The organism is Arthrobacter sp. WCS2018Hpa-7 (assembly GCF_031843805.1).
Lineage (GTDB): Bacteria > Actinomycetota > Actinomycetes > Actinomycetales > Micrococcaceae > Arthrobacter.
In genome coordinates, this window is record NZ_JAVTJB010000011.1 from 40,484 (window position 1) to 59,968 (window position 19,485).

Annotated in this window: 26 protein-coding genes; 1 reads left to right on the top strand and 25 read right to left on the bottom strand. The window is 61.2% G+C overall.

All coding sequences use genetic code 11. From position 1 onward, the window contains the following. Positions 1 to 2: 2 nt before the first annotated feature. The 23 genes from RQH14_RS13290 to rpsJ all read right to left on the bottom strand — a co-directional run bounded on the left by RQH14_RS13290 (position 3) and on the right by rpsJ (position 13,027). Positions 3 to 875, bottom strand: coding sequence for a 3-oxoacyl-[acyl-carrier-protein] synthase III C-terminal domain-containing protein (locus tag RQH14_RS13290; protein WP_311213682.1), 873 nt, complete (start codon positions 873 to 875; stop codon positions 3 to 5). A gap of 282 nt (positions 876 to 1,157) precedes the next feature. Next, positions 1,158 to 1,727, bottom strand: coding sequence for an adenylate kinase (locus RQH14_RS13295; RefSeq protein ID WP_311213752.1), 570 nt, complete (start codon positions 1,725 to 1,727; stop codon positions 1,158 to 1,160). A 5-nt stretch (positions 1,728 to 1,732) separates the two neighbouring features. Continuing rightward, positions 1,733 to 3,043 carry a preprotein translocase subunit SecY gene (gene secY, locus RQH14_RS13300; RefSeq protein ID WP_024817581.1) on the bottom strand — a complete coding sequence of 437 codons (1,311 nt, stop codon included), beginning with the start codon at positions 3,041 to 3,043 and terminating at the stop codon, positions 1,733 to 1,735. A 185-nt stretch (positions 3,044 to 3,228) separates the two neighbouring features. After that, positions 3,229 to 3,711 carry a 50S ribosomal protein L15 gene (gene rplO / locus RQH14_RS13305; RefSeq protein WP_089595793.1) on the bottom strand — a complete coding sequence of 161 codons (483 nt, stop codon included), beginning with the start codon at positions 3,709 to 3,711 and terminating at the stop codon, positions 3,229 to 3,231. Next, positions 3,711 to 3,917, bottom strand: a complete 207-nt coding sequence (rpmD, locus tag RQH14_RS13310; RefSeq protein ID WP_089595794.1) for a 50S ribosomal protein L30 — start codon at positions 3,915 to 3,917, stop codon at positions 3,711 to 3,713. The genes rplO and rpmD overlap by 1 nt, the downstream gene beginning before the upstream one ends. A gap of 2 nt (positions 3,918 to 3,919) precedes the next feature. After that, positions 3,920 to 4,591 carry a 30S ribosomal protein S5 gene (gene rpsE / locus RQH14_RS13315; RefSeq protein ID WP_179128297.1) on the bottom strand — a complete coding sequence of 224 codons (672 nt, stop codon included), beginning with the start codon at positions 4,589 to 4,591 and terminating at the stop codon, positions 3,920 to 3,922. Positions 4,592 to 4,620: 29 nt separating this feature from the next. Then, positions 4,621 to 5,004, bottom strand: coding sequence for a 50S ribosomal protein L18 (gene rplR / locus RQH14_RS13320; RefSeq protein ID WP_024817584.1), 384 nt, complete (start codon positions 5,002 to 5,004; stop codon positions 4,621 to 4,623). Positions 5,005 to 5,007: 3 nt separating this feature from the next. Beyond that, a complete protein-coding gene (gene rplF / locus RQH14_RS13325) occupies positions 5,008 to 5,544 on the bottom strand; it encodes a 50S ribosomal protein L6 (protein ID WP_011775583.1) in 537 nt (178 codons plus the stop codon). Positions 5,545 to 5,562: 18 nt separating this feature from the next. After that, positions 5,563 to 5,961: a 30S ribosomal protein S8 gene (rpsH, locus tag RQH14_RS13330; RefSeq protein ID WP_024817585.1), complete on the bottom strand. Its 399-nt coding sequence runs from the start codon at positions 5,959 to 5,961 to the stop codon at positions 5,563 to 5,565. Positions 5,962 to 6,039: 78 nt separating this feature from the next. Beyond that, the gene (gene rplE, locus RQH14_RS13335) at positions 6,040 to 6,618 is read right to left on the bottom strand and encodes a 50S ribosomal protein L5 (RefSeq protein ID WP_011775585.1); all 579 of its coding nucleotides are present in this window, start codon (positions 6,616 to 6,618) and stop codon (positions 6,040 to 6,042) included. Beyond that, positions 6,618 to 6,980, bottom strand: a complete 363-nt coding sequence (gene rplX / locus RQH14_RS13340) for a 50S ribosomal protein L24 (RefSeq protein ID WP_024817586.1) — start codon at positions 6,978 to 6,980, stop codon at positions 6,618 to 6,620. Before rplX ends, rplE begins: the two co-directional genes overlap by 1 nt. Before the next feature lie 3 nt (positions 6,981 to 6,983). Continuing rightward, entirely contained in the window at positions 6,984 to 7,352 is a 369-nt protein-coding gene (gene rplN / locus RQH14_RS13345) for a 50S ribosomal protein L14 (protein ID WP_024817587.1), read from the bottom strand. A 352-nt stretch (positions 7,353 to 7,704) separates the two neighbouring features. Continuing rightward, a complete protein-coding gene (gene rpsQ, locus RQH14_RS13350) occupies positions 7,705 to 8,001 on the bottom strand; it encodes a 30S ribosomal protein S17 (RefSeq protein ID WP_011775587.1) in 297 nt (98 codons plus the stop codon). After that, positions 7,998 to 8,318 (bottom strand): 50S ribosomal protein L29, encoded by a 321-nt coding sequence (rpmC, locus tag RQH14_RS13355; RefSeq protein ID WP_014922387.1) that lies wholly within the window; start codon positions 8,316 to 8,318, stop codon positions 7,998 to 8,000. The genes rpsQ and rpmC overlap by 4 nt, the downstream gene beginning before the upstream one ends. Positions 8,319 to 8,320: 2 nt before the next feature. After that, positions 8,321 to 8,737, bottom strand: a complete 417-nt coding sequence (gene rplP / locus RQH14_RS13360; RefSeq protein WP_003803795.1) for a 50S ribosomal protein L16 — start codon at positions 8,735 to 8,737, stop codon at positions 8,321 to 8,323. Continuing rightward, positions 8,738 to 9,559: a 30S ribosomal protein S3 gene (gene rpsC, locus RQH14_RS13365; protein WP_011775589.1), complete on the bottom strand. Its 822-nt coding sequence runs from the start codon at positions 9,557 to 9,559 to the stop codon at positions 8,738 to 8,740. Beyond that, positions 9,560 to 9,925 (bottom strand): 50S ribosomal protein L22, encoded by a 366-nt coding sequence (gene rplV, locus RQH14_RS13370; RefSeq protein WP_011775590.1) that lies wholly within the window; start codon positions 9,923 to 9,925, stop codon positions 9,560 to 9,562. Between the two features lie 38 nt (positions 9,926 to 9,963). Beyond that, positions 9,964 to 10,245: a 30S ribosomal protein S19 gene (gene rpsS, locus RQH14_RS13375; protein WP_011775591.1), complete on the bottom strand. Its 282-nt coding sequence runs from the start codon at positions 10,243 to 10,245 to the stop codon at positions 9,964 to 9,966. Between the two features lie 12 nt (positions 10,246 to 10,257). Further along, positions 10,258 to 11,097: a 50S ribosomal protein L2 gene (rplB, locus tag RQH14_RS13380; protein WP_011775592.1), complete on the bottom strand. Its 840-nt coding sequence runs from the start codon at positions 11,095 to 11,097 to the stop codon at positions 10,258 to 10,260. 29 nt (positions 11,098 to 11,126) lie between these two features. After that, complete coding sequence (rplW, locus tag RQH14_RS13385; RefSeq protein WP_011775593.1) at positions 11,127 to 11,432, bottom strand: 50S ribosomal protein L23; 306 nt, start codon at positions 11,430 to 11,432, stop codon at positions 11,127 to 11,129. Then, positions 11,429 to 12,046, bottom strand: a complete 618-nt coding sequence (gene rplD / locus RQH14_RS13390) for a 50S ribosomal protein L4 (protein ID WP_089595800.1) — start codon at positions 12,044 to 12,046, stop codon at positions 11,429 to 11,431. Before rplD ends, rplW begins: the two co-directional genes overlap by 4 nt. 4 nt (positions 12,047 to 12,050) lie before the next feature. Continuing rightward, positions 12,051 to 12,701, bottom strand: a complete 651-nt coding sequence (rplC, locus tag RQH14_RS13395; RefSeq protein WP_026539807.1) for a 50S ribosomal protein L3 — start codon at positions 12,699 to 12,701, stop codon at positions 12,051 to 12,053. Positions 12,702 to 12,718: 17 nt separating this feature from the next. Further along, the gene (gene rpsJ / locus RQH14_RS13400) at positions 12,719 to 13,027 is read right to left on the bottom strand and encodes a 30S ribosomal protein S10 (protein WP_003803825.1); all 309 of its coding nucleotides are present in this window, start codon (positions 13,025 to 13,027) and stop codon (positions 12,719 to 12,721) included. Positions 13,028 to 13,421: 394 nt separating this feature from the next. Between rpsJ and RQH14_RS13405 the strand changes: the two genes are divergently transcribed. Continuing rightward, the gene (locus tag RQH14_RS13405) at positions 13,422 to 14,855 is read left to right on the top strand and encodes a GH1 family beta-glucosidase (protein WP_311213683.1); all 1,434 of its coding nucleotides are present in this window, start codon (positions 13,422 to 13,424) and stop codon (positions 14,853 to 14,855) included. Positions 14,856 to 14,891: 36 nt separating this feature from the next. Here RQH14_RS13405 and RQH14_RS13410 read toward each other — a convergent pair whose 3' ends face one another. Both RQH14_RS13410 and RQH14_RS13415 read right to left on the bottom strand, forming a co-directional pair. Continuing rightward, positions 14,892 to 15,017: a hypothetical protein gene (locus tag RQH14_RS13410; RefSeq protein WP_268825391.1), complete on the bottom strand. Its 126-nt coding sequence runs from the start codon at positions 15,015 to 15,017 to the stop codon at positions 14,892 to 14,894. Between the two features lie 28 nt (positions 15,018 to 15,045). Next, positions 15,046 to 19,482 carry a hypothetical protein gene (locus tag RQH14_RS13415; protein WP_311213684.1) on the bottom strand — a complete coding sequence of 1,479 codons (4,437 nt, stop codon included), beginning with the start codon at positions 19,480 to 19,482 and terminating at the stop codon, positions 15,046 to 15,048. Between the last annotated feature and the right edge of the window lie 3 nt (positions 19,483 to 19,485).

Genomic DNA, 19,485 nt, shown 5'->3' on the forward strand with positions numbered 1-19,485 from the left:
CGTCACAGCCGCACCACGGCCATGCCCAGGCTAACGCCGCCGGCCAGGCCCACCAAGGCCACAAGGTCTCCAGGTCCACACCGCCCGCTGTCCATGGCGATTTTCAGTTGCAGAGGAAGGCTGACCGACGCCAGGTTGCCGAAATCCTCCACGGAAGGGACCAGCAATTCGATCGGGACCCCTGCACGCTCAGCGAAGATCCCGCGGTACGGAGCACTGACCTGGTGTACGCACACCACGGCGAAGTCCGTCCATGACAGATCAAGCCGCTCCAGAGTCTGGTCAAGAATCTCAGAACCAAGGTCCAGGAATGCGTCCTTCAGCTTTTCACCGTCCATGCTGAAATAGCTGGCCTCCGGATCACGGGGAAACGCGGAACCGCCAGCTGAGAGCGTACCCACAGACCAGTGGCTGCTCCGCGCGGTGAAAGCCATGGACAGGATCCCGGCCGCCCCTTCGGAACCTGACAGCTCCCGGTCTGCCGCTTCAAGCAGAACTGCGGCACCGCCGTCGCTCATGGTGTATCCGGGAAAACTGGACGCAAAGGTCTCAAAGTCCGGAACCTTCCACCGAACCGCCCTCGACGGCGATTCACCGGTAGCCACCAGGACGCGGGCATAGCGTCCGGTGGCGATCAGGGAGTCCGCTACTTCGACACCATTGAGGAAACTGTTGCAGGCATTCTTGACGTCCATCACCGGACATGCCAGCCCCAACTTTGCCGCAACCATGTGGCCAGTGGCCGGCTCCACCATGTCCTGGCTGGCCGAAGCAAAGACCAAGAGGTCTACTTCCGGAGCCTGCAGTCCACACTCAGCCATAACCTTGGCCGCAGCGTTGGCCGCCAGGTCCGACGCTTGTTCGGTATCAGCCATCACACTGCGGGAACGGATTCCCGTGACGCGCCCGATCAGGCCCTTCGGCACCCGAAACCCAGGACTGCTCTCACCAATTCGGCGCTCGACGGCGGACGTGTCCAGCCGGGCAGGCGGCAAGTAAACTTCAAGCCCCGAAATCCGGCTGTGCCCAGATAAAGCAGTTTGCATGCGGTTCCCCCAAAAGTCTGTCGCGAAACGAAAATGGGTGTGTCCCGCACCAATGGTACGGGACACACCCTTCGCTCCAGAGCCGGTCGAACCGGCTATGTGGAAAACACGCTAGACAGCCTTCGCCGACTCAATCGCAGTGAGGACACGATCGGTAACTTCATCGATACCGCCAATGCCATCAACCTGCGTGAGGATGCCACGCTCGGCATACTTGGCCACAACGGCTTCGGTTTGCTCGTGGTACAGATCAAGACGGTGACGGATCACGGCCTCGTTGTCATCGGAACGTCCGGTTTCCTTGGCACGGCCAAGGAGACGGGTCACCAGTTCTTCGTCATCGGCAGTCAACTGGAGCACGACGTCGAGCTCCTGCTGGCCTTCGGCGAGGATCTGGTCCAGGTAATCAACCTGCGCGGTGGTGCGCGGGTAGCCGTCCAGGAGGAAGCCATTTTCCACATCGCTCTGGCTCAGGCGATCGCGAACCATGTCGTTCGTGACGCTGTCCGGAACGAAGTCGCCCGCGTCCATGTACTTCTTGGCTTCAATGCCCAAGGGTGTTTCGCCCTTGACGTTGGCACGGAAGATATCGCCGGTGGAAATGGCGACTACGCCGAGGCGCTCGGAAATCCGCTCAGCCTGCGTACCCTTGCCCGAACCGGGAGGTCCAATGATCAGCATTCTCGTCATCGCAAAAGCCCTTCGTAGTGACGTTGTTGTAGCTGCGCATCAATCTGCTTGACGGTTTCCAGGCCGACACCCACCATGATCAGGATTGACGTGCCACCGAACGGGAAGTTCTGGTTGGCGTTGATCAGGACGAGTGCAACCAGCGGAATCAACGCCACGAAGCCCAGGTAGAGGGCTCCAGGCAGGGTGATCCTGGAAAGCACGTACTGCAGGTAGTCCGCGGTCGGTTTACCCGCCCGGATGCCCGGAATGAACCCGCCGTACTTCTTCATGTTGTCCGACACTTCTTCAGGGTTGAAGGTGATGGCCACGTAGAAGTACGTAAAGAACACAATCATGGCGAAGTAGAGCGCCATGTAGATGGGGTGGTCGCCACGGGTGAGGTTGTTGTTGATCCACTCAACCCACGGGGCCATCTGCTCCCCTGGCGCCGGCTGGTTGAACTGCGAAATCAGCCCGGGCAGGTAGAGCATGGAGGATGCGAAGATGACGGGCACGACGCCGGCCATGTTCACCTTGATGGGAATGTAGGTGCTGGTACCGCCCACTGTGCGGCGGCCAATCATGCGCTTCGCATACTGGACCGGAACACGGCGCTGGGACTGCTCCACGAACACAACCAGGGCCACAGTCAGAAGGCCAACAGCCAGCACGGTGAAGAAGGTGCCGGGACCCTTGCTCTCCCAGATGGAACCCAGCGAGCCCGGGAAGCTTGCAGCAATGGAGGTGAAGATGAGCAGCGACATACCGTTGCCCACACCCTTCTCCGTAACCAGCTCGCCCATCCACATGATGAGGCCGGTACCGGCCGTCAAAGTGATGATGATGAGGATCGTGGTCATGATGCTCTCATCAGGGATGATGGGCAGGTTGCAGCCCGGAAGCAGCTGACCGGAACGGGCCAGCGACACCAGGGTGGTGGCGTTCAGAAGGCCGAGGGCGATCGTGAGGTACCGGGTGTACTGGGTCAACTTTGACTGTCCCGAGGAACCCTCTTCGTAGAGCTGCTGGAACCGGGGAATGACCACCCGGAGCAGCTGCACGATGATGCTCGCCGTGATGTAGGGCATGATGCCCAAGGCAAAGACTGAAACCTGCAGCAACGCGCCGCCGCTGAACAAGTTCACCAGCTGGTAGATGCCCTGCGAGGTGTCACCGGTGTTCAAGCATTGCTGGACATTCTGGTAGTTCACACCAGGCGAGGGGATAAAAGCTCCCAAGCGGAAGATTGTGATGATTCCCAGCGTGAACAACAACTTGCGTCGCAAATCAGGCGTCCGAAACGCCCGGCCGAATGCGCTTAGCAAGCGTCCTCCTGAGTAGAAAGTACAAGGATGTGATCGGGCTCAATGAAACCCAACAACCGAGTCTAACTGCTTGTGACGCCGTCGTAATAATCGAGAGTCCACAACCACCAAAAAATCCCGGTACGCAGGGCCGAAGCCCCGCGTACCGGGATCCTTTATACAACGGGCATCTGCCCCACTGGCTCTTAGAGAGCAGTGGTGCTTCCGCCTGCTGCAGCAATCTTTTCCGTAGCACTGGCGGAGAATGCGTGCACCGTAACATCGACCTTGACGGTGATGTCGCCGGTGCCAAGCACCTTCACGGGCTGGTTCTTGCGAACGGCACCCTTTTCAACCAGGGACTCAACGGTGACAGCGCCACCTTCCGGGAACAGCTCGTTGAGCTTCTCCAGGTTAACAACCTGGAACTCAACCCGGAACGGGTTCTTGAAGCCGCGCAGCTTCGGCAGGCGCATGTGCAGCGGCAGCTGGCCGCCGGCAAAGCCAGCCTTTACCTGGTAGCGGGCCTTCGTACCCTTGGTACCGCGACCAGCGGTCTTACCCTTGGAGCCTTCACCACGACCAACACGGGTCTTGGCGGTCTTGGCACCCGGGGCGGGACGCAGGTGGTGGACCTTCAGAGCGTTCTGCTTCTCAGCAGTCTCTGCGGCGGTCTTGTTCTCTGCCATTACTTCGCCTCCTCTACATTCACGAGGTGCGGAACCGTGTTCAGCATTCCGACGGTCACGGCATCAGCGGAGCGGACAACAGTGTGTCCGATGCGCTTGAGTCCGAGGGACCGAAGGGTGGCGATCTGGTTCTGCTTGGCGCCAATGACGCCCTTGATCTGGGTGATTTCCAACTTGGCGTCGGAAGGAGTCAGGTTCTTAGCCATGACTAAACACCTGCCTTCTGGTTCTGGAGCGCGCGCACCAGAGCAGCAGGAGCAACCTCGTCCAGCGGCAGGCCACGGCGGGCAGCCACGGAAGCGGGCTCTTCGAGCTGCTTCAGAGCGGCAACGGTCGCGTGAACGATGTTGATCGCGTTGGAAGAACCGAGCGACTTGGAGAGGATGTCGTGGATACCCACGCACTCCAATACCGCGCGGACCGGACCACCGGCGATAACACCGGTACCGGCGGAAGCCGGACGCAGCAGGACTACGCCTGCAGCAGCCTCACCCTGCACACGGTGCGGGATGGTGTTGCCAACGCGGGGAACGCGGAAGAAGGACTTCTTGGCCTCTTCAACGCCCTTGGCGATAGCAGCGGGAACTTCCTTGGCCTTGCCGTAGCCGACGCCGACCATACCGTTGCCGTCACCGACGACGACGAGAGCGGTGAAGCTGAAGCGACGACCACCCTTGACGACCTTGGCAACGCGGTTGATGGTGACAACGCGCTCTACGAACTGGCTCTTCTCAGCCTCACGACCGCCGTCGCGGCCACCACGGCCACCACGGTCGCCGCGGCCTTGGCCACGGTCGCCGCGCTCGCCACGACGTCCGCCGCGGCGGTCATCGGTAGCGGGTGCGGTCTCAGTTGCTTCAGCAGCTACAGCTTCAGTCACCTGAACGTCCTTTTCGTTATTTTCAACGGTCACAGTGCCAGCCCACCTTCGCGAGCACCGTCAGCGACGGCGGCGATACGGCCGTGGTACTTGTTACCGCCACGGTCGAAGACAACAGCTTCGACGCCTGCAGCCTTGGCACGCTCGGCAACGAGCTCGCCGACGCGCTTGGCCTTGGCAGTCTTGTCACCGTCGAATGCACGAAGGTCCGCTTCCAAAGTGGAAGCGAAAGCCACGGTTACACCCTTGCTGTCATCGACAACCTGGACGAACATGTGACGTGCAGAGCGGTTAACAACCATACGAGGACGTACAGCCGTACCAGTGATGCGCTTGCGGATACGAAGCTGGCGACGGCTGCGTGCAGCCGACTTGCTCTTGTTCGTACGCTTCTTGTTAATTGCGATGGCCATGGTTTACTTACCAGCCTTTCCGACCTTGCGGCGGATGACTTCGCCGGCGTAACGGACACCCTTGCCCTTGTAGGGGTCAGGCTTGCGCAGCTTGCGAATGTTGGCAGCAACCTCGCCGACCTGCTGCTTGTTGATACCCGCAACAGAGAGCTTGGTCGGACCCTCCACTACGAAGGTGATGCCTTCGGGTGCAGAGACGTTAACCGGGTGGCTGTAGCCCAGAGCGAACTCCAGGTCAGAACCCTTTGCCTGAACGCGGTAACCAGTACCAACGATTTCAAGCTTCTTCTCGTAGCCCTCGGTAACGCCCTGGATCATGTTGGCGATCAGGGTGCGGGTCAGGCCGTGCAGCGAACGCGAGTTGCGCTCGTCGTTCGGGCGGGTGACCGTGAGAGTGTTCTCTTCCTGGGTAACCTCGATCGGGCTGGCCACAGTGTGGCTCAGCTCGCCTTTGGCACCTTTGACGCTGATGACGGAGCCATCGAGCTTGACCTCAACTCCGGCAGGAACGGTGATGGGGAGACGTCCAATACGTGACATTATTCTCTTCCTTTCCCGTTACCAGACGTACGCGAGGACTTCGCCGCCCACGCCCTTCTTGCCGGCCTGCTTGTCAGTCAGGAGGCCGGAAGAGGTGGACAGGATTGCGATACCCAGGCCACCCAGCACGTGCGGCAGGTTGGTGGACTTCGCGTAAACGCGGAGGCCCGGCTTGGAGATGCGGCGGACGCCAGCGATGGAACGCTCGCGGTTCGGACCGAACTTCAGGTCGAGAGTCAGCTTCTTGCCAACCTCGGCGTCTTCTTCCTTCCAGCCGGCAATGTAGCCTTCTGCCTTCAGGATGTCAGCAACGCGTGCCTTCAGTTTGCTATACGGCATGGACACGGTGTCGTGGTATGCCGAGTTTGCATTGCGCAGACGCGTGAGCATGTCTGCGACAGGATCTGTCATAGTCATTTGGGCTATAGCCCTTCCTCGTGCCGGTTTCCGCTGCGCTCGCTCCTAGGAGCCTGCGAAGACGGACCTGTCACGTAGTTAGTTTTCGGTCTTGAACGGGAAGCCAAGCGCCTTGAGCAGCGCGCGGCCTTCGTCATCGGTCTTGGCGGTGGTGACGACCGTGATGTCCATACCGCGAACGCGGTCGATGGAGTCCTGGTCGATTTCGTGGAACATAACCTGCTCGGTCAGACCGAAGGTGTAGTTGCCGTTGCCGTCAAACTGCTTGCCGTTGAGGCCGCGGAAGTCGCGGATACGCGGCAGGGCCAGCGAAACCAGACGGTCCACGAATTCCCACATGCGGTCTCCACGCAGAGTTGCGTGTGCACCGATGGGCATGCCTTCGCGCAGCTTGAACTGTGCGATCGACTTGCGGGCCTTGGTTACCTGCGGCTTCTGGCCTGTGATCAGGGTGAGGTCGCGGACAGCGCCGTCGATCAACTTGGAGTCCTTTGCGGCATCTCCAACACCCATGTTCACTACAACCTTCACCAGGCGGGGAACCTGGTTCACGTTTGCGTAGCTGAATTCGTCCTGCAGGGACTTCTTGATGGTCTCTGCATACTTCGTCTTCAGACGCGGAACGATCTTTACCGGAGTCTCGAGAGTCTCAGTCATTAGATGTCCTTCCCGGTGGCCTTGGACACGCGGATACGGACGGTCTTGGTAGCGCCATCCTTCTCAACGGTGTCGAGACGGAAACCAACACGGGTCGGCTTCTTGGTGGACGGGTCAACCAAAGCAACGTTGGAAACGTGGATCGGGGCTTCAACAACCTCGATGCCACCGGTCTTGGTGCCGCGCTGCGACTGACCGACCTTGCTGTGCTTGGTGACGCGGTTGATTCCCTCTACCAGCACGCGGTTGGTGTCGGTGAATACGCGCAGGACCTTGCCCTGCTTGCCGCGGTCGCCGCCACGTTCCTGCTTGGCGCCGGTGATGACCTGAACGAGGTCACCCTTCTTGATTTTCTTAGCCATGGACTAAAGCACCTCCGGGGCCAGCGAAACGATCTTCATGAACTTCTTGTCGCGAAGTTCACGACCAACCGGGCCGAAGATACGGGTACCGCGGGGGTCACCGTCGTTCTTCAAGATCACAGCTGCGTTTTCGTCAAACTTGATATAGGAACCATCCGCGCGGCGGCGTTCCTTCTTGGTACGGACGATGACCGCCTTAACGACGTCGCCCTTCTTTACGTTACCGCCGGGAATAGCGTCCTTGACGGTAGCGACGATCACGTCGCCAATGCCTGCGTAGCGACGACCAGATCCACCGAGAACGCGAATGGTAAGGATTTCCTTAGCACCCGTGTTGTCGGCGATCTTGAGTCGCGACTCCTGCTGAATCAATTTTTACTCCTTGCGTCGCGCTGGTTCTCAGACCGAAATCATGCATACGGAATGAGCCTTGCGGAACGGTTGATCGGGGTGTCTCTTGACCTGCCTGGATTTTGCCAGTACAGGCCTAAACGCCCGTGCCACAAGCATCAGCTTCCCTTGCAGAAAACTCTGCGCGGGGCAGTATGCAGCGGCACGATTGTTTACGAGGTAGTTGATGACGCACAAGTGGCGCCATACAAACTCAATATCCTAGCACGTTTACGGCCTGAAGCCGAAACGGCCGGAATGCGGAAAGGCCCGCATTCCCTAGGGAACACGGACCTTTCCAGTGAATCACTGCCAGGCATGCCTGGCGTCGGATTTACTTGGCCTTTTCGAGGATCTCCACCAGACGCCACCGCTTGGTAGCGGAGAGCGGGCGGGTCTCAGAGATGAGAACGAGGTCGCCGATGCCGGCGGTGTTCTCTTCGTCGTGAGCCTTGATCTTCGAGGTGCGGCGAATAACCTTGCCGTACAGAGCGTGCTTCACGCGGTCTTCAACCTGAACAACGATGGTCTTTTCCATCTTGTCAGAGACAACGTAGCCGCGACGCGTCTTACGGTAACCGCGCTGTTCAGCGCTGGCTGCTGCTTCCGTCACAGTTTCCTTCTCGCTCACTTGGCGTCCTCTCCAGCTTCAACCTCGGCCTTTTCAGCCTTGGCAGCCTTTTTGGACTTCTTTTCTTCCTTGGCTTCCACAACCGGTGCGGCAACCTCGGCACGAATGCCCAGCTCGCGCTCACGGAGAACGGTGTAGATGCGTGCGATGTCCTTCTTTACCGCGCGCAGGCGACCGTGGTTCTCCAGCTGTCCGGTGGCGGACTGGAAACGCAGGTTGAACAGCTCTTCCTTGGACTTGCGGAGTTCTTCAACGAGACGCTCGTTGTCGAAACCGTCCAGCTGTGCGGGTGCGAGATCCTTCGACCCTACTGCCATTTCTATTCACCACCTTCGCGACGCACAATGCGTGCCTTCAACGGGAGCTTGTGGATTGCCAGGCGCAGGGCCTCGCGAGCTACCTCTTCATTGACACCGGAGAGTTCGAAGAGAACCCGGCCCGGCTTGACGTTTGCGACCCACCATTCCGGAGAACCCTTACCGGAACCCATACGGGTTTCAGCAGGCTTCTTCGTCAGCGGACGGTCCGGGTAGATGTTGATCCAGACCTTGCCGCCACGCTTGATGTGGCGGGTCATCGCGATACGAGCGGACTCGATCTGACGGTTGGTGACGTATGCCGGGCTCAGGGCCTGGATGCCGTACTCACCGAAGCTGACCTTGGTGCCGCCCGTAGCAGCGCCGGAACGACCCGGGTGGTGCTGCTTACGGTGCTTGACTCGACGTGGGATAAGCATTTAAGCCTGTCCTCCTTCTGCTGCCGGAGCAGCAGCTTCAGCGGCCGGTGCTTCAACGGCAGCGGGTGCTGCCTCAGCTGCCGGACGGTCGTTACGACGACGGCGGTCGCCACCCGGGCGGCCCGGACGGTCTCCTGCACGGCCACGGGACGGAGCAGCAGCTGCCTGCTGAGCCAGTTCCTTGGCAGTTACGTCACCCTTGTAGATCCAAACCTTCACACCGATACGGCCGAAGGTGGTCTTGGCTTCGTAGAAGCCGTAGTCGATGTTCGCGCGGAGGGTGTGCAGGGGCACACGGCCTTCGCGGTAGAACTCCGAGCGGGACATTTCTGCGCCACCCAGACGGCCCGAGCAAGCAACACGGATGCCCTTGGCACCCGCACGCTGTGCGGACTGCATTGCCTTCTTCATCGCACGGCGGAAAGCCACGCGGGAAGTGAGCTGCTCAGCGATGCCCTGGGCAACAAGCTGTGCTTCCATCTCGGGGTTCTTGACCTCGAGGATGTTCAGCTGAACCTGCTTGCCGGTGAGCTTTTCGAGCTCGCCGCGGATGCGGTCTGCTTCAGCGCCGCGGCGGCCGATAACGATACCCGGGCGTGCCGTGTGGATGTCCACGCGGACACGGTCACGGGTGCGCTCGATCTCGACCTTGGCGATGCCGGCGCGCTCCATGCCGGTGGACATGAGCTGACGGATCTTGATGTCCTCGCGGACGAAATCCTTGTAGCGCTGTCCGGGCTTGGTGCTGTCAGCGAACCAGTGCGAAACGTGGTCGGTGGTGATGCCGAGTCGGAACCCGTGCGGGTTTACTTTCTGTCCCACTTAGCGAGCCTCCTCTTTCTCCGGGGTTGCGACAACCAGCGTGATGTGGCTGGTCCGCTTCCTAATGCGGTAGGCGCGGCCCTGGGCACGCGGCTGGAACCGCTTCATGGTCGGGCCTTCATCAACAAATGCTTCGGTGATGAAGAGGTCGCTGTCGTCGAATGCAACGCCGTCACGGTCCGCGAGGACACGTGCGTTGGCCATTGCCGACTGAAGTACCTTGAATACCGGCTCCGAAGCTGCCTGGGGGGCAAACTTCAGAATTGCCAGAGCCTCATTCGCTTGCTTACCACGAACAAGGTTGACGACGCGCCGGGCCTTCATAGGCGTTACGCGGATGTGACGCGCAATAGCCTTGGCTTCCATTGCTTTCCTTCTCTCGTCTAAGACGTAAAGTCAGGCGCCTAGCGGCGCTTGCCCTTACGGTCGTCCTTAACATGGCCGCGGAATGTCCGCGTGGGAGCGAATTCGCCGAGCTTGTGCCCGACCATCGACTCTGTGACAAACACCGGAATGTGCTTGCGTCCGTCGTGTACGGCGATCGTGTGCCCGAGCATGTCGGGGATGATCATCGAACGGCGGGACCAGGTCTTGATGACGTTCTTGGTGCCCTTATCGTTTTCCCGTGCGACCTTCACAAAGAGGTGCTGGTCAACGAAAGGACCTTTTTTCAGGCTGCGTGGCATGTGTCCAGGCTCCTATCGCTTGTTCTTGCCAGTACGGCGGCGACGAACAATAAGCTTGTCGCTCTCTTTGTTCGGACGGCGGGTACGGCCCTCGGGCTTGCCGTTCGGGTTAACCGGGTGACGTCCACCGGAAGTCTTACCTTCACCACCACCGTGCGGGTGGTCAACCGGGTTCATGGCTACACCACGGACGGTCGGGCGAACGCCCTTCCAGCGCATGCGGCCGGCCTTGCCCCAGTTGATGTTCGACTGCTCGGCGTTGCCGACCTCGCCGACAGTTGCGCGGCAGCGCACGTCAACGTTGCGGATTTCACCGGAGGGCAGACGCAGCTGGGCGAAACGGCCTTCCTTGGCGACGAGCTGTACCGAAGCACCTGCGGAACGAGCCATCTTGGCGCCGCCACCCGGACGCAGTTCAACTGCGTGGATTACGGTACCAACCGGGATGTTGCGCAGCGGCAGGTTGTTGCCCGGCTTGATGTCAGCGTCGGGACCAGCCTCGACGAAGTCACCCTGGGACAGCTTGTTAGGAGCGATGATGTAACGCTTGGTGCCATCAACGTAGTGCAGGAGTGCGATGCGAGCCGTGCGGTTCGGGTCGTACTCGATTTCGGCAACGCGGGCGTTGATGCCGTCCTTGTCGTGACGACGGAAGTCGATCAGACGGTACTGGCGCTTGTGCCCACCACCCTTGTGACGGGTGGTGATCTTACCGGAGTTGTTACGGCCGCCAGTCTTGTGCAGCGGACGCAGCAACGACTTTTCCGGAGTCGATCGCGTGATTTCAGCAAAGTCGGCTACGCTCGAGCCACGACGGCCCGGGGTAGTCGGCTTGTATTTACGGATTCCCATAATTTATTTCCTCGTTAAAGTGGTCTCCGCTACGCGAGCGGACCGCCGAAGATGTCGATTGTGCCTTCTTTGAGGGTGACAATTGCACGCTTGGTGCTCTTGCGCTGACCCCAGCCGAATTTGGTGCGCTTGCGCTTACCGGCACGGTTGATGGTGTTGATCGAGTCAACCTTGACCGAGAAGATCTTCTCAACGGCCAATTTGATCTCGGTCTTGTTCGAGCGAGGGTCCACCAGGAAGGTGTACTTGCCTTCGTCGATCAGACCGTAGCTCTTTTCCGAAACGACGGGTGCAAGCACGACGTCGCGCGGGTCCTTGATGGTGGTTACGCTCACTTGGAGGCCTCCTCGTTCTTTGCCTTGTCAGCGACGAACGCCTCGAAAGCAGCCTTGGTGAAGACCACGTCGTCGGAGACAAGCACGTCGTAGGTGTTCAGCTGGTCTGCGTACAGAACGTGAACATCCTGGAGGTTGCGCACGGAAAGTGCTGCAACATCGTTGGCGCGCTCGATTACGACGAGCAGGTTCTTGCGCTCAGTGACGGAGCGCAGCGAAGCCAGTGCGTCCTTGGCGGACGGCTTGGTGCCGGCTACCAGTTCAGCGATGACGTGGATGCGGCCGTTGCGGGCGCGGTCAGACAGGGCGCCGCGGAGTGCAGCAGCCTTCATCTTCTTGGGGGTGCGCTGGCTGTAGTCACGAGGGGTCGGACCGTGGACAACGCCACCGCCGGTCATGTGAGGAGCACGGATTGAACCCTGACGGGCGCGGCCGGTGCCCTTCTGCTTGAACGGCTTGCGACCTGCACCGGAAACCTCGGCGCGGGTCTTCGTCTTGTGGGTACCCTGGCGTGCAGCAGCGAGCTGTGCGACGACGACCTGGTGCAGCAGCGGCACGTTGGTCTGGACGTCGAAGATCTCTGCAGGCAGGTCTACCTTGACAGTGCTAGTCATTGAACTAGGCTCCCTTCACGGCGGTGCGTACGAGTACGACCTGGCCGCGGGCGCCGGGAACGGCACCCTTGATAAGGAGCAGCGACTTCTCAACGTCAACAGCGTGAACCGTGAGGTTCAGCGTGGTGTGACGCTCGGCGCCCATGCGGCCGGCCATTTTCAGGCCCTTGAAGACGCGGCTCGGGGTGGATGCGCCACCGATGGAGCCAGGCTTACGGTGGTTCTTGTGGGCACCGTGGGAAGCGCCAACGCCGTGGAAGCCGTGACGCTTCATAACACCGGCGAAGCCCTTACCCTTTGAGGTGCCGACGACGTCGATCTTCTGGCCGGCTTCGAAGATCTCAACAGAGAGCTCCTGGCCCAGCTCGTAGGATGCGGCGTCTGCGGTACGCAGTTCGACGACGTGGCGGCGAGGGGTGACGCCAGCCTTTTCAAAGTGACCAGCCAGCGGCTTGGTGACCTTGCGGGGGTCGATCTGGCCGTAGCCGATCTGTACGGCGACGTAGCCATCTACCTCTGCGTTGCGCAGCTGGGTGATGACGTTGGAGTCAGCCTGGACAACAGTTACCGGGATGAGCTTGTTGTTCTCGTCCCAGACCTGGGTCATGCCGAGCTTCGTGCCCAGCAGGCCCTTTACGTTACGGGTTGCGGTCATAGTCTCTCAGCACCTCCCTAGAGCTTGATTTCGATGTTCACGTCTGCAGGCAGATCGAGACGCATAAGCGAGTCGACGGCCTTCGGCGTGGGGTCGATGATGTCGATCAGACGCTTGTGAGTACGCATTTCGAAGTGCTCACGGCTGTCCTTGTACTTGTGAGGAGAGCGAATTACGCAGTAAACGTTCTTCTCTGTGGGCAGCGGCACCGGGCCGACTACCGTTGCGCCTGCGCGCGTGACCGTCTCAACGATCTTCCGCGCTGAAACATCAATGACCTCGTGGTCATATGACTTCAGCCGGATGCGGATTTTTTGTCCCGCCATGTCGCCTGACTCTCTTTCAGCTAGTGCTGCTCTAGTTAGGGCTGCTCTGTTTACTTACCTGTTGATGTGGCCGCCGAAGCGTTTGAGGATTTACCACCACACGCCGCACAAGCTGAATCCGGATATTCCGGGTTCCTCAACCTGCCGGCGCACCGACCCCCGCGGTCGGGCGTGTCGCGATTTCCACGCAGACTCGACCGCATTCCATGGGGTTCAGGGTTATGTTTGGGCTTCCACCTGGACCCTGACATCCGGCATTATCCGGATCGGGACACGAAGAAGCGCTTGAACAACTCATCCAGTATGGCGGAAATATGAGGCAAAGGCCAATCGACGGTATAAGGGCCCCGCAGGACCATTGCCCGGGCGCCTGCGCCTGAGGAAGATGGGTGGCATGACCGTCCAGGATTCAGGCTCCGTGGAAGATCTTGCCGCGCGCCTGCGTCCAGGTTTCACTCTGGGGGTGGCGTCGGCAGCTTTCCAGATTGAAGGATCCCTGACCGCTGATGGCCGCGGTCCTTCGGGCTGGGATGCCTTCGCGGAAAAGCCAGGAGCAATAGTCGACGGCGACTCCCCCACCGTTGCGTGCGACCATTACAACCGCTCCGATGAAGATATCGCATTGATGCAGGAGCTTGGCGTGGACTCCTACCGCTTCTCGTTGTCCTGGCCGCGGATCCAACCCGGCGGCAAGGGCTCCATCAACCAACGCGGCCTGGACTTCTACGATCGCCTCATCGACAAACTCCTGGCCGCCGGCATCTCCCCCATGGCCACGCTGTTCCACTGGGACACACCATTGGAACTGGAGCATGCCGGAGGGTGGATGAACCGGGACACTGCCGAGCGCTTCGCCGTCTACTGCGCCGCAGCGGCAGACCGCTTCGGTGACCGCGTTGACCACTGGGTCACTATGAACGAGCCCGTGTCAGTCACCGTGCAGGGGTACTCCTTGGGTGTGCACGCCCCGGGCCGGCAGCTGCTGTTTGATTCGCTGCCTGCCGCACATCATCAATTACTCGGACACGGAATGGCCGTTCGGGCCCTCCGGGACGCCGGCGTCAAAGGGCAGATCGGGGTGTCCAACATGCACTGCCCCGTCGAGTCCGCCAGCAACAGTCTTGGCGACCGGCTGATGACGCAGGCGCTGGACCTGATCCTCAACCGCATCTATGCCGATGCGATACTGCTTGGCCAATACCCCAAGCCACCCTGGCCCATGAAGCCGTGGTTCCGTTCACTCGGCACCATTCACGACGGCGATCTTGACTTGATCAGCCAACCCTTGGACTTCTACGGGCTCAACTACTACTACCCCGTGAAGGTGGCAGCAGGCCCTGGGCCGGCGGAGATCCCCACCGGAAGGTCGCCGGAAATGAGCGAAGTTCCTTTCCACTTGGCCGCCTACCAGGAGTATGAAACCACAGGGTTCGGCTGGCCCGTTGCACCGGATTACCTGGCGCTGCTGCTGCGCCAAATGAAGGACCGGTACGGAGACGCCCTTCCCCCGGTGTACATCACCGAAGGCGGGGCAAGTTTTCCGGAACCGGCCCACGTTGACGGCCCCCTTCAGGACACCAACCGCATTTCCTACCTGGCTGAGCACCTCGGCCACGCCCTGACAGCAACAGGCCCCGGCGGTATTGCCGAGGATGTGGATCTGCGCGGCTACTACGTCTGGACGCTGCTGGACAATTTCGAATGGGCAGCCGGCTACTCACAGCGTTTCGGTTTGGTCCATGTAGACTTCCACACCCAGGAACGGACTCCCAAGGAGTCCTACTACTGGCTACGTGCGTTGGAGCGGGCCCGCTCCCACGAACCCTAAAGCCCCTGAATAGCCCAGTCCCGCTAAAACGTCGGGTTACTTGTTCTTGTTGGCACGCCTGATGCGCTTTGCGCGTTCAATCTCGCTCCGGAAGTTCTTGCGGCCCCACAGCACGCCGCCACCGATGGCGGCAATAACTGCCAGGAAAATCAGGAATTCCATACTGCGCTCCTCTTCGTAGACTGCCAGATTATCTGATTCCGTCCCTGCCCTGTCCCCACGGGACATTGCCGGTCGCCGCATTGCCAGGGTTGAGGCCGTCGGGTTGTGCATTGTCCGGTGAAGCATTGCTCCGGTTGAAGCTGTCGGGGCTTGCGTTGCCCGGCGCGAAGTCCTGCGGGGGCACAACACCCGGGGTAAAATTCTGCGGCGGCACACCACCCGGGGCAAAGTTCTGCGGCGGCACACCCCCCGGCGCCTGCGGCTTTCGGTTCAAGCGCCACACTGCCAGGACAATCAACGCCAGGGCAACCAGCGCGAGCATGGCGAACGCGTACGAGCGCAGGGCCCACATGACGCTGAGGGCAACGCCCACGGCACCCCACCACACCATGACTCTTTCGGCCAGCAGCAATCCGGCGACCAGAAGCACCGCATGGCCCACCAGGACGTACAACTGCTGGGGGGCAGTTCCTCCAAAGATGGTCCCCAAGGATGTCGAAGACAGGACGCCCGCGGCAATGGCGAGCCGAAGCAGGCCTTCGCTCCGCTGCCTTCTTATGTAGCGCAGCCCTGCTAAAACGGCCCCAGCCAGGACGTACCACTGCACAGTCCAGAACCAGTCCGGCCCGGAGTCGCCCACAAACAACGCCGCCCGCTGGAGGGCGGCCAAAGAAGCCAGCGCCGCAATTTCTGCAGCAAGCCACTTGCTGTACGGCATCTCAACGACTACCAGCGCACCGGTCGCGACTACCAGGACAAAACCGACCCATGATGTCTCATCGCGGATCAATCCAACGGCGGCCGACGACCCCAGCGCCACGGCTGCCGTTCCCGTCAGGGCGTTTCGCCTCAAGGGCTGCCCACCGATTGCCGCTCCTCCGAGCCGCTTCACCGCGTAAAGAAGGACCGCGGTTCCAACGCCACCCACCAGCCAAGGCGCGTAGTGGCTCCACACTCCAGGCGCCATGCCCCTGAGTAAACCTTCGACGGCGGGAACGGCACCTACCAGCACGGACGGGGCGGCGCCGAGGTAGAGGGCAGGCAAGTGTTCAACGTGCGAGGCAGCGAAAAGCACTGACGCGAGGACCAGCACCGTCAACCCAGTCAGGGGGTATGACACGCCAAGGGTCAACAAGCCACCACTAACTACGAACGCAAGCGCTGCAATGAACCAGAACCAGCGCTCCGCAACGTGACCGGCGGCACCTTGTCCGGGACGGACCGTGGCACGCGCAACCCGGATAACCACGAGCACGGCGGCGAGCCCCAAAAGCACCACCGGTACCTGGGCCCTATCCAGCAGTGGTTGGTACATCCAGGTGCCCGACGGGAACGTCAAGGACGGACCGGCAGCTATCACACCGCCGGCTAGGGCAGGGATGCCGAAGTATTGGGTTCCATGGATACCCAGAAGACGCCAAGCGATCAGCGCAGAGGCTGCGGAGAGTCCCAGCTCGACAAGGACCACCCAACGGCCGCCGCCGTCGTAGCTCCCTGCCACGAGGTAAGCCACGGGTAGCAGGAGCTGGGCAGCCACAGTAGCCCACACCACGGCCTGCTGGAAGGCGATGTCCACCCCCCGGCTTCTCTGGATCCAGGTCACAGCATGCTGCAGCACAAGGACCACAGCCATGGTCATGGAGACGGTGGTGGTCGACTCTGAGAGGTCCCCCACCAGCACACCGATGAAGGCCAAAGACAAAACACGGAGTCCCAGCATGTAGGCGCCGCGTACCAAACGGCCCTTCGCCACGGCCACCATGAAACCGCTGTAGGCTGCGAAAAGCCCCAACAGGATTTCCACATCCCGCACACTTCCAAGCCGCAAAGCCAGAAGCAGCACCAAGGCTGCCGGCGCAAATAGCCACGCTGCCGGATGCCGGCGCAGGACAACCCCGCAGAGAATTGCCGCAAGTGCCGTCGCAATCGCCGCAAACCCAGGCTGCCAGCTTCCACGCAGGAACTGCTCCCCTGCTGCCATGGAAATCGTCAGGACCGCGGCCGCTCCTGCCATCACTGCTACCACAGCTCCGGCGTCCACCACCGAAGCGTGGGGGAAGCGCCTGCGGCCGCTTTGCTGCAGGGGAAGGACCAATTGCAGGGCCCCCGCCGCAACTATGACCAGTGCCACCGAGGGAAGCTCGCCAGCCACGCTGACGCTCCGACCATTCCGTATCGCGTCGAAATAGGCCGAACCGGCCAAGACGGTACCTGCAGCCCGTGCCAGCCACCAATAGGACTGGCGGTGGAAGGAAACAGGAATTCGCAAAGCAGTCGCCGTAAAGTAGGCGACCGCTGCCAGCAGGACCACGTTGCCCAATGCCATCGACACCGTGGCCGATGCCACCACGCCGGCAACGACGGCAGTGGCGGGGGCAAGTACCTCACCCAAGGTAGGACGCCAGGACTCGACGCCGGCCTCGCTTTGCCGGGTGGGCGGGTAAATCAGAGCACCCGAGGCTACGCCGGAGAACAACACCAACAGCACTGCGGCTGCTACGAGTGGATGCCCCGCAGCGTGGTCCGCGATCGGCAGGACGAGCAAGCCCGCCACTGCGAGCCCGCCGAATCCAGCAGTAGTCGCCAGTGGAACAAGCAGGTGGATGCCTGAACGTTGAAGCCAGGCGCTGACCAATTGCTGCACTCCAGCCGCAGCCACGAGCGCCACCAAAGATATGGCGATCCTGTCCGGGCTGTCCACAAAGACGCCAGCAGCCGCAGTAGGCACGGCCGCCGTCACGGCAATTCGTGCTGCAAGGACCAAGGGCTGGCGGAACGCAACCGGATGAGCAGCCGCGCGCACTGACCAGTACAGGGCGGCGGACGCCAGGAGCCCCGACACCGGCCACGCGCCCAGCAGGCCCATGAACGGCAGGGACACCGCGAGAACGACGCCGGGCGCGAACTCCGTGCCGTGGCCCAACTTCCAGCCCACCACCATGGCGGTCACCATGGTCACGGTGAGTGGAACGTAGGAGGGCAACTCGTAAGCCCCGAGGGCCACAACCACTGTCAGGATGGCTGACGTCGCCAATTGAAGGCCCAGGCAGGAGAGGGCGTCGTTCCACCAATAACGCAGCTTCAGCCCCTCTCCCCCGAGCGCAACTCCCAGGGACTGGACTCCACAGCAAGTGACTGCTGCAAGCATCACTGCACTGACATCCGAGGTGGCGTCCCAGACCACTCCCAGCAGCGCCAGCGTCAGCGTTGCCCGCGCTCCGTAGGCGTGCTGCAGCCTGTACCTGGCGTGTGGAATGAGGGCCACTACGGCGAAGTACATGCCGCACATCAGCATGACCAGCGGGTATTCACCCTTGGCAAGGAGGTGCGGCGTGAACGTGACCGCAAGCGCTACCAAGGGGACCACATAGGGATGGAGCAGCATCAGCGGACGAACATAAAGTGGCGGCAACCACCGCGGACGAATCAGCGCACCCAGGGTCAGGACAATGGCTACTCCTATCAGCGCCGTGAAGTACCAGACCAATGCGCCACCCAGCACGGATACTCCGGACCACGCGGTAGAGACCACAAAGCTGAGGGAAAGAAAAGCCAGGACCTTGTTGTCCAGGCGAACCGCGGTATAGGCATACACAGCTGTTCCCAGCAGTGAGGTGACCAGCCACGCGGCAGGACCGTTGGGCAGGACGAAGTTGTACATGGCAAGGCCCGTCACGGGAATGAGCGCCAAACCCGTGCCGACGAAGGCAACTGCGGCTGGACGCAACCGCGGCATTTTGGCATGGATGACCAAACCGGCAACGTAGAACAGGGTGGTGATGAAGCAGATACCTGCAAAGCGGAAGAGCTCAGGGAGGCTTGTCCCCACAAAGAGGGCACCCGCGGCGACCAAAAGAAGACTGGCCACGTAGAGCGTGACGTTGATGTTCTGTTGGTCGCGCTTAGCCTTGCGCGCTGCGGTTGCCTCGGGAGTTTCCCGCAGTATCGGCGCCTGCTGGCTCGCTGCCGACTGCTGCTGTGCCGCCGCGACGGGGCGCTGCGGAGATACGGGACGTTGAACGCCCGACGGCGGCATGGGGGCCTGCGCGGGGAACGGCGCGGGGGCCTGCGTGGCGAACGGCGCGGGGGCCTGCGCGGGGAACGGCGCGCCCACGTGCGTTGGTGGATGCATCGTGGGCGGCATGGGCGCCTGCGTGGGGAACGGCGCGCCCACGTGCGTTGGCGGATGCTGTGGTGCTGATGCAGGTGTCACGATCGGGCCTGCACCGGAGGTCTCGGGAACCGGAGCGGCGGGTGACTGGGGCGTCGATACCTCCGCAACCCGCATCTTGGCCTCGGCGTCGCGCCAGCCGGCCATGTGACCTGCCAGATAACCTGCCTGAAAGGCGCGCTGCTCAGATATTCCTGTGATGGCTGCGGCATCTTTTCGGCCACTGCGTCGACCGATGGCACCGCTCACCGCCCCTGTCACAGCAAGGAGTATCAGTACTAGCAGGACTTCCATGGC